Below are 14800 nucleotides of genomic sequence, written 5' to 3'. Positions count from 1 at the left end.
GCGTGATAAAAAAACGCCCGGCCAACGCCGGGCGTTTTCATTTTGTATCGCGTGTAGCGATTGACCGTGGGTCGATCACCGCAGCATCAATGATCGCGTTCCACCGCCAGCCGCCCCAGCGCACGCAGCGCATCGGCGTGTTCGCCGTACCCGGCCAGACCATCGTGCATGCGCTGGCTGAGCGCGGCCAGTTCGGCCTTGGCGCCGTCCATGCCGAGCAGGGCGGGGAAGGTCGACTTTTCCTGGGCCTGGTCCTTGCCGGCGGTCTTGCCCAGCTGCTCCGAGCTGGCTTCGACATCGAGGATGTCATCGCGTACCTGGAACGCCAGGCCCAGTGCATGGGCGAAATCATCCAGCTGGGTCAGGTCGTGCTGCGGCGCGTCGCCGCACAGCGCGCCCATGCGCACCGCGGCGCGGATCAGCGCGCCGGTCTTCAAGGCATGCATGCGCTGCAGGTCGGCCAGCGGCTGCAGGTGGCCGGTGGCGTCGATGTCCAACGCCTGGCCGCCACACATGCCGGCCGCGCCAGAGGCGTGGGTCAGGGTCTGCAGGCAGTGCACGCGCAGTATCGCCGGCAGCGCGGCATCGGCCAGCAGGCCGAAGGCACGAGTCTGCAAGGCATCGCCGGCGAGAATCGCAGTGGCTTCATCGAAGGCGATGTGGGTAGTGGGGCGGCCGCGACGCAGGGCGTCATCGTCCATCGCCGGCAGGTCGTCGTGCACCAGCGAATAGGCGTGGATCAGTTCCACCGCCATCGCCGGCGCATCCAGCGCATGCTCATCGGCGCCGAACACCTGGCCGCTGGCGTACACCAACAATGGACGCATGCGTTTGCCGCCGCCGAGCACGGCATAGCGCATCGCCCGGTGCAGGCGCTGCGGGGCATGTTCGGGGGAAGGCAGGCTGGCGTCGAGCTGGCTTTCGATACGATCGCGCCAACGCGCGAACGTGGCCTCAACCGTCATGGCTGGGCGGATCGAACGCTACGGCGGTGTCGGGCTGGGCTGGATCGCTGAGCAGGCGCACACGCAGCTCGGCCTGTTCCAGCGCCTGTTGGCACTGGCGGTACAGCCCGACGCCGCGCTCGTAGGCGCTGAGCGACTGTTCCAGGCTCATGTCGCCGGTTTCCATCTTCTCCACCAGCTGTTCCAGTTCTTCCAGCGACTGCTCGAAGTGGGCGACCGGGGAGGTTTCGTTGGGGGACTTCTTGGGCATGGGACAAGTGTGATGCGCCAATCCGGCGGGGTCAATTCACGCCGCGCCCGGGGTCCAGTGCAGGCGGGCGTTGTGTTCATCCAGCCACTGCTGCAACGGTGCGGCGATGACCCGGTCGCCGGCCGCCATCAGCACCTCGCCGTCGAACAGCAACGGCAGCTGGCGGCGCTGCCAGGGCGGCAAGCCGCCTTGCTGCAGCAGGTCCTTGAGCGCATGTGAATGGGTGCGGCCGGGCAGCTGGATGCGCTCACCGCCGCGGCGTGCGCTGACCTGCAGGGCAGTGCGCAGGCGCTTGGCGCCGATCAGTTCGAGCTGGCCCCCATCGGGCAGCGCCAGCGGCGCGCGTCCATCCCAGTGCACGCTCCAATGCGGCGGCAGCGCCAAGGTGGTGGACAGCAGGTGCAGCTCGCCACGCCAGCGGCGGATGCGCGCGCCCTGCCAGGCGAACTGGGCATCGGCATCGGGGGCGGCCGGCAGCAGGTCGCGTTCGATTGCTTCGATGCCGGAGGACGGCAGCGGCGGCAACCCGCATTGGCGCACCCAGCGACGCAGCAGGCGCGCGCGACGTTCGCGTGGTTGTTTCAACAAACGGGCGCTGTCGAGCACGCCCGGCGCTACCGTGCAGCGGCGCAGCAGGTCGCGATCGGAGACCTCCAGCAGGCGCTGCGATTGCGCGCACAGCGCTGCACTGCGGGCGAACGCGGCATCGGCCTGTGGCCAGCGCTGCTGCAGCAGTGGCAGCACGTGCAGGCGCAGGAAGTTGCGGTCGGCATCGTCGCGCGCATTGCTGGGGTCTTCGATCCAGCGCAGGTCGTGGGCGCGCGCATACGCGAGCAGATCGCTACGCGGATGATGCAGCAATGGACGCCAGACGTGGCCGGCGGCGAACGCGGCCTGCGGCTTGATCGCGGCCAGCCCATCCACGCCCGAGCCGCGCAGGGCACGCAGCAGGAAAGTCTCGGCCTGGTCGTCGCGGTGGTGGGCCAGGGCCAGCAGTTCACCGGGTTGCAGGGTGTTGGCGAACGCGTCGCGGCGGGCATGGCGTGCCGCCGCCTCCAGCCCTTGGCCACTGTCGCGTGCGACGTCGACATGGATCACCTGCAGCGCGATGCCCCAGGCGGTACACAGCGCGCGGCAGTGGTCGACCCAGTCGTCGGCGACGGCCTGCAGCCCGTGATGCACATGCAGCGCACGCAGGCCGGCTGCACGTTGCGCCGGTGACTGGGCGAGCCAGTGCAGCAGCACGGTGGAATCCAGTCCACCACTGAAGCCGACCAGCACCGGCGTGGGCGACGCGGGCGCAGCGGGAAGCAGGGGGGCCATGGCGCCGGTCACGGCGGGGCGATGTCGTAGGCGGGCCGGCCGTTGCGGTCGATCCGGTACCAGGTGCCGCCGACCATGGCGATGTGGCCATGGTCGTCCGGCATGCCGCGCACGCAGCCATTGCAGACCCGGGCCACGCCCGCATCGAAGGCCCAGCCGAAGTCGAAGGTGGCTGGAAACGCCTGATGCAGTTCGGTATCGAAATAGCCGATGCGCGTGCCGATGCGACCCCGCAAGCGTCCTTCCACCACGTAATCCGGCCCGTTGTCGAAGGTGATGACCGGCAGCTGCCGGCCGTCGGCCTTGACGTAGTGGTAGCCATCCGCGGTGTGTACCGCGGCCAGCCCGTATTGGTCGTAGGGCAGTGCCGCCAGCGCGTTGGCGTCCAGCTGCAGGCGTCCGTCGATGAAGTGGCAGCCCTGCAGCGGTTGCAGGCCGTCCTCCTCGGTCAGGGCCTGGCAGTCGGCACCTGCGGCCCACGCACTGGCACTTGCCAGCAGCCCGGCGACCAGCAGCAGGGACCGAACCCGGCCCCGGGTGCCTGCCTGCGTGGGCACGGCTGCCATCAGTTGGCGTCGGCCTTGCGCTCGAAGGCGGTCGGCTTGGGCAGGTCCACCGGCACACCCTTGGCATCGCAGGTGCCGGCCTGGCACAGGCGCTGACGCAGACGCGGGGTGGCCTGCACGATCATGTGGTAGATCGTGTTCTGTTCCATGGTGCCGCGTACCGCCTTGCTGCCGGGGCCGCGCGCCCAGATGCCGACGTCTTCGCCGCCGTGGGTTTCGCTCTTGGTCGGGACCAGCGCTTCCTGCATGTAGTCCGGGTCTTCGGTGTCCACGTGGCTGAGGTCGGGACGACCGCTGGCGGCCTCGAAGCTGCTCGGGTTGTGCGGGTAGCGCTTTGGCCCGGCCGGCTGCTGGTTGGTGGCGCCGGTGTAGCCGGGGCCGTTGGCGTAGCTGAGCGTAGTGAACGGCAGGCCGAGCCCGTCGCGGGCGACGTCAAGCTGGCCGGCACCGTCTTCGCCGCCCTTGTCCTTGACCTTGCCCAGGATCGCGTTGCCGCGCGCCGGGTAGCCCACGAAGTTGAGCGTGTGCGAGTGGTCGGCGGTGACGATGATCAGGGTGTCCTGGTCGGAGGTGGCCTCCACGGCGGCACGCACGGCATCGGACAGCGCAACGGTGTCGGTCAGGGCGCGGTAGGCGTTGCCGCTGTGGTTGGCGTGGTCGATGCGGGCGCCTTCGACCATCAGCACATAGCCTTCCTGGTGCCGGGACAGGTTGGCGATGGCGGCCTGGGTCAGTTCGGCCAGGCTGGGCTCGCCGGACGGGTCGTCCTTGCGCTCGATCTCGTAACGCATGTGGTCCGGCTCGAACAGGCCGAGGATGGCCGGAGCCTTGGCGGCAGCCTGCAACTGCTTGGCGTTCCAGACATAGGCGCCCTGCGGGTGGGCCTGCTGCCATTCGCTGACCAGGCTGCGCCCGTCCAGGCGCTGGCCGACCTTGTCGTCGTACTCGGGGTCGCGTTCTTCGACATTGGTGAACTGGGCACGGCCACCACCGAAGGCCACCAGCGGGCCACGGCCGTAGCGCGCGGTGGACAGCAGCTGCTGGGCGATGTCGGTGCAGCCGGCCGCCTTGGCCTCGGCGGACAGGTCGGCATCGCTTTCCCAGTTGCGCTCGGGCGAGTGGGCGTAGGTAGCGGCCGGGGTGGCATGGGTGAGGCGGGCGGTGGTGACCACACCGGTGGCCATGCCGGCGCTGTCGGCCAGCTGCAGCCAGGTCAACAGGCCCTTGTTCAAGCTGTCGGCGCAGTCGTTGCGGGTGCCCGCGCTGACCCCGATGGCGCCCATGTGGGTCTTCACGCCGGTGGTGATGGCGGTCATGGTGCCGGCCGAATCGGGGGTCTGCGAGTCGGTGTTGTAGGTCTTGCTGAAGGCGGTGGCCGGGAAGCGCTCCCAGGACAGCAGGTTCTCTTCACCGGGGTTGCCGTTGCGCTGGCCTTCGAAGATCCGCGCGGCCGCCACGGTGGTGAGGCTCATTCCGTCACCCAGGAAGAGGATCACGTTCTTGGCCTTGCCGTCCATGGCGCCGCTGCCGGCGGCCCGGGCGGCGCCGCTGCGGTACCACCACTGGGGGGTTTCACCGGCCGGGTGGGCCACGGCGGGGACGTCGACCACGACCGCGCCCGAGGCGCTGGAGGCGGGAGAGGTGCTGGCGCAGGCGCCGAGCAGCAGGGTGGCGGCGATGGCCGCCACCAGGGACGTGGAACGGGACATGGGCAGGCATATCTCATAGGTGAAACGGGCGTTCATTATGCAGAATGCCGCAAGGCACGCCGATGACACGCTGATTTTCCGTGTGCGTCTCGTTCCCCGGGCCGGCTTGGGCTAAGGTGCCTAGCTGTCAAATCCTCTCTGGAATGCTCATGAAGCTGGTCTCTGCGTGGTTGCGGATTCCGTTCTGGCAACGCGTGCTGGGCGGCTTCGTGCTGGGTGCGCTGGCCGGCTGGTTGCTGGGCCCGGCCGCGGAAGTGTGGTTCGGTCCGCTCGGCGATCTGTATGTGACGCTGATCAAGATGATCGCGGTGCCGCTGGTGTTCTTCGCGGTGATCAATGCGATCTCCTCGCTGCACGGGCAGAAGTCGGTGGCGGCGCTGGGCGGGCGGACGTTCCTGTGGTTCATCATCACCGCGGCGCTGGCCGTGTGCGTGGGGCTGGCGGTGGGCACGATCATGCAGCCGGGCACGGGCAACCTGAGCCTGAGCATGGACCACGGCTATACGCCGCGCGAAGTGCCCAGCGTGGTGAAGGTGCTGATGGATGTGGTGCCGTCCAACGTGTTCTATGCGCTGAGCGGGATCGGGACCCGGGTCAATGCGGCCGGTGAGACGGTGCTGGCGGCGGGGCGGGGGTCGATCCTGCCGGTGATCTTCTTTGCCGGCCTGCTGGGTTTTGCGATGGTGAAGCTGGGCGACAAGGTCGCCGAGGCGCGCAAGCTGACCGGGCAGATGAGCGAGATCATGATCCAGGTGACGCGCTTCGTGCTGGAGATGACGCCGCTGGGGACGTTCGGTCTGATCGCCGGGCTGGTGGGCAGCTATGGGTTCGAGAAGCTGCTGCCGCTGGGCAATTTCGTGCTGGCCCTGTATGTGGCGTGCGCGCTGCATATCGTGGTGGTGTACGGCAGCCTGCTGTTGGCGCACGGGTTGAACCCGTTGAAGTTCTTCCGCGGCGCGGCGCCGGGAATGCAGGTGGCGTTCGTGAGTTCGTCGAGCTTTGCGGCGATGCCCGCGGCGATGCGTTCGATCACGCACAACCTGGGGGTGAACAAGGATTACGCCTCGTTCGCGGTGCCGCTTGGGGCGAGTATCAAGATGGACGGCTGCGGGGCGATCTATCCGGCGCTGTGTGCGGTGTTCATCGCGCAGTACACGGGGGTGCCGTTGACGCCGGAGCAGTACATCGTGGTGTTGATCGCCTCGGTGCTGGGCAGTTTCGGTACGGCCGGTGTACCGGGTACGGCAGTGGTGATGGCGACGGTGGTCTTGAGCGCGGCGAACCTGCCACTGGAGACGATCGGTTATCTGTACGCGATCGACCGCATTCTGGACATGATGCGGACGATGACGAACGTGACGGGGCAGATGCTGGTGCCGGTGCTGGTGGCCAAGGAAACCGGGTTGCTGGACCAGGCGGTATACGACAATCCGTCGACCAACCTGGGCGTGGACGAGTTGGAGAAACGCTCGTCCTGAGTGCATGCAACAGCAACAGCAACAGCAACAGCAACAGCAACAGCGGCGTCTGCGGCATCCTGGGAGAGGTGCGACGTGTGCGGGTATCCGGGACACGCCGTAAATACGTCCCTGTAGGCTTGTCCACGACATCCATGTCGTGGACAGTCCCGGATACCCGCACACGCCGCACCTCGCACACTGGGTTGGTGCATCCGGGAGAGCCGAAGCGGCTCGGTAGTGCCAAGCCATGCTTGGCAACGCCCTTCGCGGCCAAACCTGACCGCGCACCGTAAAGGGTGTAACGCGTGGTGTAACACCTTCGATACACCCACGCCGCCGCCAGCTGCAGCGGGCCTGTCGGGGTGTGATGCGCTTGTTCATACCGTGTTATTTCCAACGAAGCTGTAACAAGGTTGTTGCGAGACGACGCCTGCGACAGGGGTAATCCCCTGCAACAGCAGGCCTCTTGCACTTGGCACGAATGCTGCTCTATCCCTCCGCATGTTTCCGGGAGGTCGCCATGGACAGCGTTGCCGAATACAGGAAAACACCATCGTGGGTCTGGGCGCTGGCGTTGGTCATGGCGCTGCCGACGGTGGCGCAGGCATCCGGTGCGCGCCAAGGGGTGAAGGCGCAGCCGGGTGAGATGGTGTTGCTGCGCGATGTGCCGACACGGCCGGCGTATCGGCCGGCGCCGCCGGGCGTGGCGTTGATCGCCGATCCTTCGCCCAAGCGCGAAGTGGGGCAGGCGCTGGGTACGTCGACGGGGATGGATGAGCTCAGCGACGATGACTATGCCGCGCTGGGCTCCAACAGCGGTGCCGGCAGCGTGCATGCGACGACCACGATCGAGCGTGTCACCGGCACGACGGTGACGCATGCGCTGGGTGGGGCCACCGACAACGGTGTGTTGTCCGGCAACCAGCTCAGTGGCGCCATCGGCGGGCCGATGGGCGCGGTGGGCGGAGCGACGCGCGGGATTGCCGACCAGGTGCGCGGTGCGTTGGCGCAGTTCCCGTTGGGGCAACCTGCCGGCGGGCCGGGCAAATGAACCGCCGCGTGTGGTCCGTGGGGTTGGTCGTCGCCGCGTTGTGTCCGCTGCCGCTGTGCGCGCAGCAGGCCGATGACTACGCCGCGATGTTGTCCTATCTCAATCACAGCCGCATCGACGGCCGTGCGCTGGCCGGCGCCACCGGCGCCATCACCGTGAACATGGTGGCCGGCGATCTGAACCAGCAGGCCAATCTGCTGGGCATCGCCAACGGCGGGCACGCCAGCATCGCCGTGAACGCACAGCAGCGACAGGCCGACAACCTGGCGCTCGGCGACGGCGCGATGGACGCCAGCGCCACTATCGGCGGGCAGGCACTGAACGGTGCCAGTGGCATCGCCATGATCAATCAGGCCAGCGGTACCGGCAACGCGACGCTCAACGTCGTGACCGCCACGCTGGCGCAACAGGGCATACGCGAGTCGAACGACGAGGCCTTGGCCGCGTCAGGGGCGCTTGCGTCAGCAGGGGGGCAGGGCACCGCCAACAGCGGTCGGCCGGCGGGAACCCGCAGCGTGGCGGTGGAAGCCACCGCGCTGCAGGGATTCGACGGCGTCCTGCAACTCAATCAGATCGCGGGATCCGGCAACGCCACCGCTAACCAGTTGGGCATTTCGGTGCAGTCCACCCCGTGAGCAGTCACATCCACCCGATTGTCTGTGATGAGAGAGAGGGCACCATGAACACCAATATGAAACGGACCGTACTTGCGCTGGCCATTGCCGCCGCATCCGCATCAGCCGGCGCCAATGGCTGGGGCAATGATCGCGATGACCAGAACCGCAGTGCCAACATCAACCACGTACACAACGTGACCGAGACGCGCACCAACACCAACACCGATACCGACACCGATTCGCGGACCTGGAACCGGACCCACAACAACACCACCAACAACAATTCCACCAGCAACACCACGGTGAACAGCAACGTGACCCGCAACCGCAATGTCACGGTGAACGAGCACAGCAACATCCAGGCTGACGAGCGCAAGGAAAAGAACAACCACGGCGTCGATGTCAATCTTGAGAAGGACATGCGCCTGAGTTCGGACGTCAACTTCTCCGGCGATCCGGAAATCACCGGTTCGATCGACCTGGATTCGGCGGCGATCGCGATCATCGACAACCGTCAGTCGATCACCAACAACAACGCGGGCAACAGCCTGGTCACCAACAGTGCATCGATTGCCGATGACGTCGGCTCCGATGCCTCCGGCAACCTCGGCTTCAACGTTGCCGCCGGTGACAACAACGCGCAGGACAACGCGGCCTCGCTGTCGGCCGCCGATGCCTCCTTCAGCTTCGGCATGGCCGACGCCGAGGTCTTCGTCAACCAGTACGGCGCCGGCAACACCACGCTCAACTCCGGCGTGACCAACGCCGCGGGCCTGGGCGGCAATGCGTTCAGCGGTGCGTCCGGCAACATCGGCGCCAACGTCGCCTCGGGCAACAACAACGAGCAGAAGAACGCGCTCGCTGCCTCGGTGGCCACCAGTGCCTATGCCACCTCCAGCATCAGCTCCAACCAGGTGTCCACGGGCAACACCGTGGCCAACGCGGGTTACCTGAAGTCCATGACCGATACCGTCAACGTCAGCCTGCGTGGGCGCGTGGCCGGTGGCACCCTGGCCGTGGGCGCAGGCACCTACAGCGGCAGCGGCAGCGCCTACCAGAAGGACAACTACTACCTGGATACCTGGAGTGGTGAACTTCCGCACCCGGGTGGCAACAGCACCGGGCACATCGACATGGACAACGAGATCCAGAACGCGACGGCGAACCCGAACCGCGAAGGTGTCGGCGGCATTGCCTTCGATACCGACGAGAGCGGCACCAGCCGGTTCGTCGAACTGGGTGTGGCCGATCTGTACGCGAGCCTGAGCGGCACCGTGTCCACCACCCGTTGGGTGGCGGTGGATGCCACCAACACCGCGGCGTTGTCCGGCAGTGCGTTCTCCGGCGCCTCCGGCAACATCGGGGCCAACGTGGCTGCGGGTACCGGCAACCTGCAGGCCAACAGCCTGGCCCTGGCCGTGGCCCAGCCGTCCACCGGCGGCGGTGGCGGTACCGGCGAGTAAGCGTGACCGTTTTCGCAAGCAGCAAGCGTTGAGCGCAACAAACCCGGCCATCCGCCAATGGCCGGGCTCCCGGGGGCCCCTGTCCCATTCTCCCCCTTTGGGGCAGGGGCTCCTTCCTCAGCTGGAGCCAGGCCGATGTGGATCCGTGCGTTGTGCTGTTGCCTGTTGTTGTCACCGCTGGGCGCGCTGCGTGCCGGCGAGATCGGCTTCAGCGGCGTGCTGCCCAACGGGGCGGTGCTGACCCAGCATGTGGAGAGCATGCAGGAGCGACGCTTCCGCAACGTGGTGCGCCAGCACACCGATTACAGCTGTGGCGCGGCCGCACTGGCCACGATCCTGCGTTACGCCTATCACCTGGAAGCCGACGAAGGCACGGTGATCGAAGGGATGATGGGGGTGTCGGACCCGCAACTGGTCCACCAGCGGGGTTTTTCGCTGCTGGACATCAAGCGGTATGTGGAATCGATGGGCATGCGGGGGCGCGGCTACCGCGTCAACGAAGAGCGCCTGCGCTCGCTGCGCGTGCCCGGACTGGTGCTGATGGATGTGCGTGGCTTCCGCCATTTCGTGGTCCTCAAGCAGGTCCGCGGGGATCTGGTGGACGTGGCGGACCCGATCCTGGGCAACCGCAGCCTGACCGTCAGTGAATTTCTCAAGGCGTGGCCGTCGCGCGCCGTGTTCGTCGTGATCGGCAGTGACTTCGATCGCAACACGGTGCTGTTGCAGCCTGGCGAGCGGCCAAGTGCGCGCTCGCTGTATGCCCGGCAAGGGCCGATCACCGACGCGGAGTTGGTGGATTTCGGCTTCACCCATGCCGATCTGTTCTAGGAGGCACCATGAACATCGCACTGTGGACGCCCGGCGTGCTGTTGCTGACCCTGTTGGGGATGGCAGCGGCACATGCCGATGAAGGCCGGCCCGGCAAGGGCCTGCGCGAGATACCCGATCCCGAGCTGAACCTGATGCGCGGGCGTTATACGGTCAACGGCAACAGCGTGGCGTGGTTTGGCGTGACCATGATTTCGCGGTGGCAGAGCGGGGCCCAGGCCGCGCAGAGCGCGATGACGCTGGGCATGGATTTCAGCAAGGGCGGGACGCCGAAGATCAGCTTCACGCCGAGCGTGGTGGTCACCGCCGCCGATGCGCCGCTGCCGGTCACCCCCGGACGCAGCGTGGACAGCAGCGGCCTGCAGAACGTGGCCGGGCTGACCCAGAGCATCCAGGTAGCCGGTGACGGCAACCTGGCCAACAACACCACGCAATTGAACGTGCGCGATGGCAGTGCGCCGACCACGACCGGCGGCAGCGGCACCCTGGCCAGCGCCCAGCAGGGCGGGGTCAGCGCGGTGGCGCAACTGGACGGCAACACCGCCCGGGTGCAGCTGCAGATTGAAGGTGTCGGTGCGGTCCAGCAGTGGATCCGCAATGGCAGCGTCGGACAGAGCATCGCCCTGGCCAGTGACGGCCAGGCGGTCAGCAACCGCATGCAGATCGACCTGGTCCGGCAGTCGCTGGCCAGCAATGTTCCGCTGAGCCAGAACGTGGCGCAGGCGATGACGCTGGCGCGCGGCGTCGGCATGGGACCCGGCCAGTAAGTCCCGGCCGGGCAGGGGGAGCGAGAACACAACCGTGGGCCAAGCCAATGCACACCTCGATACGGGCAACACCGCTGGCGCTGGCGGCGCTGGCATTGATCAGCGCGGCAGGCGCGCATGCGCAGACGCCGACGGCGGCCGATGAGGCCGACGTCAAGGCGCTGATCGGGCAGCTGGAAACACTCAAGGCCAACTATGCGCAGGAAGTACGCCGCCTGCGCGAACTGGACATGCAGGTGCAGGCGATGCAGGCACGGCTGTCGGGCAAGACCGCACCGGTGGCCGGCAGCAGTGGCACGGCGATGCCGCAGCAGGGCCTGCCTGCCGGTACGCCGGCGGCCCCGGTCAGCGGCGAAGGCTATGCCAGCAGCGCTGCCGAAGCGGCCGAGGCCAAGCAGGCATCGCGGCGCAGCGTGGATGACGTCAAGCAGCAGCAGGCGGCGTTGTTCAGCCGTCGCTTCACGCTGGAAAACAGCCTCACCTACTCGCGCTACGACCGCAAACAGATCAGCCTCAACGGCTTCCTCGCGCTGGATGCGATCTTCCTGGGCAACATCGCGATCGAGAACGTCGAGTCCGACACGCTCACCTACAATCTGGCCGCGCGCTGGGGCGTCAGCCCCCGCCTGACCCTGAACCTGGACGTGCCTTACCTGGCGCGCAAGACCGTGTACCAGAAGGGCGGTGCCGGCGGCTCGGCCGCGGCGATCGCGCAGGAAGAAACCGACGGCAACGGCATCGGCGACATCGGCCTGAGCGCCAACTACAAACTGTTCGGCGAGCATGGGCGCTGGCCGGAAACCGTGCTCACCGTTGGCGCGACCGCACCCACCGGACGCGCGCCCTATGGGCTGGACTGGAAGGTGCTGGAGCGCGATGACGATGACTTCATCCGCTTTGCCGTGCCGGTACAACAACCCACCGGCAACGGGGTCTGGCAGGCCAACATCGGCCTGTCGGCGGTGAAGACCGCCGACCCGGCGATCCTGTTCGCCAACATCGGCTACATCCATTCCTTCCCGCGTGGTTTCAGCGACCTGGATTCCAATCCGGACACGGTCAATCCGGGCGACGTGAAGCTGGGCGGCTCGTACTACTTCGGGGCCGGCGTCGCATTCGCCTTCAACGAACGCACCAGCCTGAGCCTGTCCTTCAGCGACAAACTCAGCGGGCGCGCCTCGACCCGGTTCAAGGATGGGCAGTGGGTCAAGGTGATCGGCAGCGATGCCAATGCCGGCACGCTCAACCTGGGCATCACCTATGCGCTCAACCAGAACACCACCCTGGTCACCCTGCTCGGGATCGGCCTGACCCCGGACGCGCCGGACTTCACCCTGGCCTTCAAGGTGCCGTACATGCTGTGAGCGCGTGTGCTCAGCGAAGTTCGGGCAGGGCCAGCTGGTGCTTGCGGCACAACCGGTACACCGTCACCCGCGAGACCTGCATGTGGCGCGCACAGGCGGTGATGTTGAAGTCGCTCTGGCGCAGCGCGCGCAGCAGGATCTCGCGTTCGGCCACCTGACGTGCATCGTGCAGCAGCCGTTGCGGCACCTCGGCCACGGCCGGGAGCAGCTCCAGGTCGGCGATACCGATCAACTCGCCATCGGTGACGATCGCCGCGCGCTGCACACGGTTGAGCAGCTCGCGCACGTTGCCCGGCCAGCGGAAGCGCTCCAGGGCGGCGATGGCCTCGCGGCTGAAGCCGCGCGCACGTGTGACGTGGCGATGGCGGAAGTCGTCGAGGAAATGCTGGGCCAGCAGCGCGATGTCGCTGCCCCGTTCGCGCAGCGGCGGCAGCGCCAGCCGCAGCACGTTGAGGCGGTAGAACAGATCACGTCGGAACTGCCCGCGCTCCACCGCCTGCTCCAGGTCGACATGGGTGGCAGCCAATACCCGGACATCGACCTGCAGCGGCCGGTTGCTGCCGACCCGCTCGATCGTGCCTTCCTGCAGCACGCGCAGCAGGTTGGTCTGCGCATCCAGCGGCAGGTCGCCGATCTCATCCAGGAACACGGTGCCGCCCGTGGCGGTTTCAAACAGGCCCAGGCGTCGGCTGGCCGCGCCGGTGAAGGCGCCGCGCTCATGGCCGAACAGTTCGGACTGCACCAGCGTGGCCGGGATGGCGCCGCAGTTGACCGCCAGGAACGGGCGCGCGTGCCGCGGTGACAGCGCGTGCAGCGCCTGCGCCGCCAGTTCCTTGCCGGTGCCGGTTTCACCGGTGATCAGCACCGGCAGTTCGACCGGGGCGAACTTGCGGATCGCCGCGCGGGTGACCTGCAGCACCGCGCTCTCGCCGATCAGCGATTGCGGCCCGTGGGCGACCGGTGCAGATGCGTCACCGGCCAGCTGCTGCAGCCGAAGTACCATCCGGGACAGGTCCAGCGGTGCGGTGTAGGTAGCCACGCAGGCGGCCAACAGCGGTTCCAGCGTGGCCGGCGCGCGCTGCGGGTTGGCGGGCAGGATCGCCAGCAGGGCCATGTGCCGGTGCTCGTCGAGCAGGGCCTGCAGATGGGCCAGGTTGTCGGGCACGCCCTGGCGCAGGTCGAGCAGGCCGACCACCTGGTCATTGCCGCGCATGCCGATGGCCACGCAGGTGTCGCTGGCGACCCCGCGCACCTGCCAGCCGGCCGCGGCCAGCGCCATGCGCTCCGCCGAGGGCGGCTGCCCGAACCAGATCACACACCGTGCCGGAAAATCAGGGACTGCCGCCATGCGTCACCTTGTTGGAAGGATCTCGGGCGGCTTCGGGGTACTGGCGGTTGCCCGGACGTTCCGCCCCACGTCCGGGTCCGCGCCCGCGCGGCAGGGCCGGGCAGGGGCGAGTCGGCGGCAAGCGATTGCCGGTACGACAGAAGAAACAACGCCGGTTTGCGGCGGCAGCGGCCAAGCCCAGGGCCCGGAAACGAAAAAGGCCGCTGCAGGGCAGCGGCCTTTGGCGGCAGTACCGGCGCAGCGGTCAGAGATCGACGCGGCGGGCCTGCATGAACTTCGCACCCCAGTAGCCACTGACCAGGCTGTCGACGCGGACGTCCTTGCCGGTGCTCGGGGCATGCAGGAAGCGGCCTTCGCCGACGTAGATGCCGACGTGGTCGACCCGGCCCTTGCGGCCGAAGAACACCAGGTCGCCGGCGTTGAGCGCGTTGCGGTCGTTGATCAGCTCGGCGTCGCCGTCATGGGCCATTTCGCGCGAGACGCGCGGCAGCTCGATGCCCAGCGCGGTACGGAACACATAGCCGACCAGGCCGCTGCAGTCGAAACCGCTGTCCGGCGAGGTGCCGCCCCAGCGGTACGGGGTGCCCAGCAGGGTCATGGCACGGCGCAGCAGCGACTGCACCTTGCCGTTGTCGGCGGCGCCGCCCACCACCGCGCCATTGGCGGAGCTGGCGTCGTAGTTGGCGAGCAGGCGGCTGAGATCGCCGGCGAACATCGCCGAGCGGTCCATCAGGGGAATGGTGTCGTTGGCGGCCAGGTGCGGCAGCAGGGCGGCGAGGGTGGCGCTGGCAGCGGCATCAGCCTTGCTGCGGGCCGGCGCGTCAGCCTTGAGCTTGGCGGCGGCAGGGGATTCGGGGGCAGCGGTGGAGCCAGCCGGGGCGGCGTCGACAGCAGCTGCGGGTGCGGTCTGTGCCCAGGCCGGAAGGCTGGACAGGCAGAGCGCGAAAGCAAGGAAAGCGGGGCGGATGGTGCGCCTGGGGGCGGCGGTCTGGCCTTGGCAAGTCAGGTCGTCTGTCGTCACGCGGCGGTCACTGAATAAAAACGATGGGTGATCATGCCGTGTAAGAGCGGTGATTAGGTACAAATTTC

14 protein-coding genes are annotated in these 14800 nt (G+C 67.6%); 7 read left to right on the top strand and 7 right to left on the bottom strand.

What is annotated here, in order from left to right; translation table 11 throughout:
* Positions 1 to 86 precede the first annotated feature (86 nt).
* The 5 genes from AC3IPM_RS13680 to AC3IPM_RS13660 are packed head-to-tail and all read right to left on the bottom strand — an operon-like array spanning position 87 to position 4813.
* Positions 87 to 965 (bottom strand): polyprenyl synthetase family protein, encoded by an 879-nt coding sequence (locus tag AC3IPM_RS13680; RefSeq protein ID WP_489300476.1) that lies wholly within the window; start codon positions 963 to 965, stop codon positions 87 to 89.
* Positions 955 to 1215: an exodeoxyribonuclease VII small subunit gene (locus tag AC3IPM_RS13675; RefSeq protein ID WP_489300475.1), complete on the bottom strand. Its 261-nt coding sequence runs from the start codon at positions 1213 to 1215 to the stop codon at positions 955 to 957. The genes AC3IPM_RS13680 and AC3IPM_RS13675 overlap by 11 nt, the downstream gene beginning before the upstream one ends.
* A gap of 36 nt (positions 1216 to 1251) precedes the next feature.
* Complete coding sequence (tilS, locus tag AC3IPM_RS13670; protein WP_489300473.1) at positions 1252 to 2538, bottom strand: tRNA lysidine(34) synthetase TilS; 1287 nt, start codon at positions 2536 to 2538, stop codon at positions 1252 to 1254.
* 8 nt (positions 2539 to 2546) lie between these two features.
* Positions 2547 to 3104, bottom strand: coding sequence for a WG repeat-containing protein (locus AC3IPM_RS13665; protein WP_489300471.1), 558 nt, complete (start codon positions 3102 to 3104; stop codon positions 2547 to 2549).
* Complete coding sequence (locus AC3IPM_RS13660; RefSeq protein ID WP_489300469.1) at positions 3104 to 4813, bottom strand: alkaline phosphatase; 1710 nt, start codon at positions 4811 to 4813, stop codon at positions 3104 to 3106. The genes AC3IPM_RS13665 and AC3IPM_RS13660 overlap by 1 nt, the downstream gene beginning before the upstream one ends.
* 149 nt (positions 4814 to 4962) lie before the next feature.
* On the opposite strand from AC3IPM_RS13660, the gene AC3IPM_RS13655 reads away from it, so the two are divergent.
* The 7 genes from AC3IPM_RS13655 to AC3IPM_RS13625 all read left to right on the top strand — a co-directional run bounded on the left by AC3IPM_RS13655 (position 4963) and on the right by AC3IPM_RS13625 (position 12363).
* Positions 4963 to 6291 carry a dicarboxylate/amino acid:cation symporter gene (locus AC3IPM_RS13655; RefSeq protein WP_489300467.1) on the top strand — a complete coding sequence of 443 codons (1329 nt, stop codon included), beginning with the start codon at positions 4963 to 4965 and terminating at the stop codon, positions 6289 to 6291.
* A 502-nt stretch (positions 6292 to 6793) separates the two neighbouring features.
* On the top strand, positions 6794 to 7324 hold the full coding sequence (locus AC3IPM_RS13650; protein WP_489300466.1) for a hypothetical protein: 531 nt from the start codon (positions 6794 to 6796) through the stop codon (positions 7322 to 7324).
* On the top strand, positions 7321 to 7959 hold the full coding sequence (locus AC3IPM_RS13645; protein WP_489300464.1) for a hypothetical protein: 639 nt from the start codon (positions 7321 to 7323) through the stop codon (positions 7957 to 7959). Before AC3IPM_RS13650 ends, AC3IPM_RS13645 begins: the two co-directional genes overlap by 4 nt.
* Before the next feature lie 44 nt (positions 7960 to 8003).
* Entirely contained in the window at positions 8004 to 9404 is a 1401-nt protein-coding gene (locus AC3IPM_RS13640; protein WP_489300463.1) for an adhesin, read from the top strand.
* A gap of 135 nt (positions 9405 to 9539) precedes the next feature.
* Positions 9540 to 10232 carry a C39 family peptidase gene (locus AC3IPM_RS13635; protein WP_489300461.1) on the top strand — a complete coding sequence of 231 codons (693 nt, stop codon included), beginning with the start codon at positions 9540 to 9542 and terminating at the stop codon, positions 10230 to 10232.
* Positions 10233 to 10240: 8 nt separating this feature from the next.
* The gene (locus tag AC3IPM_RS13630; protein WP_489300460.1) at positions 10241 to 10999 is read left to right on the top strand and encodes a hypothetical protein; all 759 of its coding nucleotides are present in this window, start codon (positions 10241 to 10243) and stop codon (positions 10997 to 10999) included.
* 47 nt (positions 11000 to 11046) lie between these two features.
* Positions 11047 to 12363 (top strand): transporter, encoded by a 1317-nt coding sequence (locus AC3IPM_RS13625; protein ID WP_489300459.1) that lies wholly within the window; start codon positions 11047 to 11049, stop codon positions 12361 to 12363.
* A gap of 10 nt (positions 12364 to 12373) precedes the next feature.
* On the opposite strand, the gene AC3IPM_RS13620 is transcribed toward AC3IPM_RS13625, so the two are convergent.
* Positions 12374 to 13711, bottom strand: a complete 1338-nt coding sequence (locus AC3IPM_RS13620; RefSeq protein ID WP_489300458.1) for a sigma-54 interaction domain-containing protein — start codon at positions 13709 to 13711, stop codon at positions 12374 to 12376.
* 244 nt (positions 13712 to 13955) lie between these two features.
* Positions 13956 to 14732, bottom strand: a complete 777-nt coding sequence (locus AC3IPM_RS13615; RefSeq protein WP_489300457.1) for a C40 family peptidase — start codon at positions 14730 to 14732, stop codon at positions 13956 to 13958.
* Positions 14733 to 14800 lie beyond the last annotated feature (68 nt).

This window comes from Stenotrophomonas sp. GL_111, from assembly GCF_057835245.1.
The sequence above is the reverse complement of the archived record's forward strand: the minus strand, read 5'-3'. Positions and strand labels throughout refer to the sequence as shown.

What these genes read in the sequence shown, in the direction of transcription:
- AC3IPM_RS13625 (WP_489300459.1), top strand. Translation starts at nt 11,047, where the DNA reads ATGCACACCTCGATACGGGCAACACCGCTGGCGCTGGCGGCGCTGGCA.
- AC3IPM_RS13655 (WP_489300467.1), top strand. Translation starts at nt 4,963, where the DNA reads ATGAAGCTGGTCTCTGCGTGGTTGCGGATTCCGTTCTGGCAACGCGTG.
- tilS (WP_489300473.1), bottom strand. Translation starts at nt 2,538, where the DNA reads ATGGCCCCCCTGCTTCCCGCTGCGCCCGCGTCGCCCACGCCGGTGCTG.
- AC3IPM_RS13645 (WP_489300464.1), top strand. Translation starts at nt 7,321, where the DNA reads ATGAACCGCCGCGTGTGGTCCGTGGGGTTGGTCGTCGCCGCGTTGTGT.
- AC3IPM_RS13640 (WP_489300463.1), top strand. Translation starts at nt 8,004, where the DNA reads ATGAACACCAATATGAAACGGACCGTACTTGCGCTGGCCATTGCCGCC.
- AC3IPM_RS13665 (WP_489300471.1), bottom strand. Translation starts at nt 3,104, where the DNA reads ATGGCAGCCGTGCCCACGCAGGCAGGCACCCGGGGCCGGGTTCGGTCC.
- AC3IPM_RS13635 (WP_489300461.1), top strand. Translation starts at nt 9,540, where the DNA reads ATGTGGATCCGTGCGTTGTGCTGTTGCCTGTTGTTGTCACCGCTGGGC.
- AC3IPM_RS13660 (WP_489300469.1), bottom strand. Translation starts at nt 4,813, where the DNA reads ATGTCCCGTTCCACGTCCCTGGTGGCGGCCATCGCCGCCACCCTGCTG.
- AC3IPM_RS13630 (WP_489300460.1), top strand. Translation starts at nt 10,241, where the DNA reads ATGAACATCGCACTGTGGACGCCCGGCGTGCTGTTGCTGACCCTGTTG.
- AC3IPM_RS13680 (WP_489300476.1), bottom strand. Translation starts at nt 965, where the DNA reads ATGACGGTTGAGGCCACGTTCGCGCGTTGGCGCGATCGTATCGAAAGC.
- AC3IPM_RS13650 (WP_489300466.1), top strand. Translation starts at nt 6,794, where the DNA reads ATGGACAGCGTTGCCGAATACAGGAAAACACCATCGTGGGTCTGGGCG.
- AC3IPM_RS13675 (WP_489300475.1), bottom strand. Translation starts at nt 1,215, where the DNA reads ATGCCCAAGAAGTCCCCCAACGAAACCTCCCCGGTCGCCCACTTCGAG.
- AC3IPM_RS13620 (WP_489300458.1), bottom strand. Translation starts at nt 13,711, where the DNA reads ATGGCGGCAGTCCCTGATTTTCCGGCACGGTGTGTGATCTGGTTCGGG.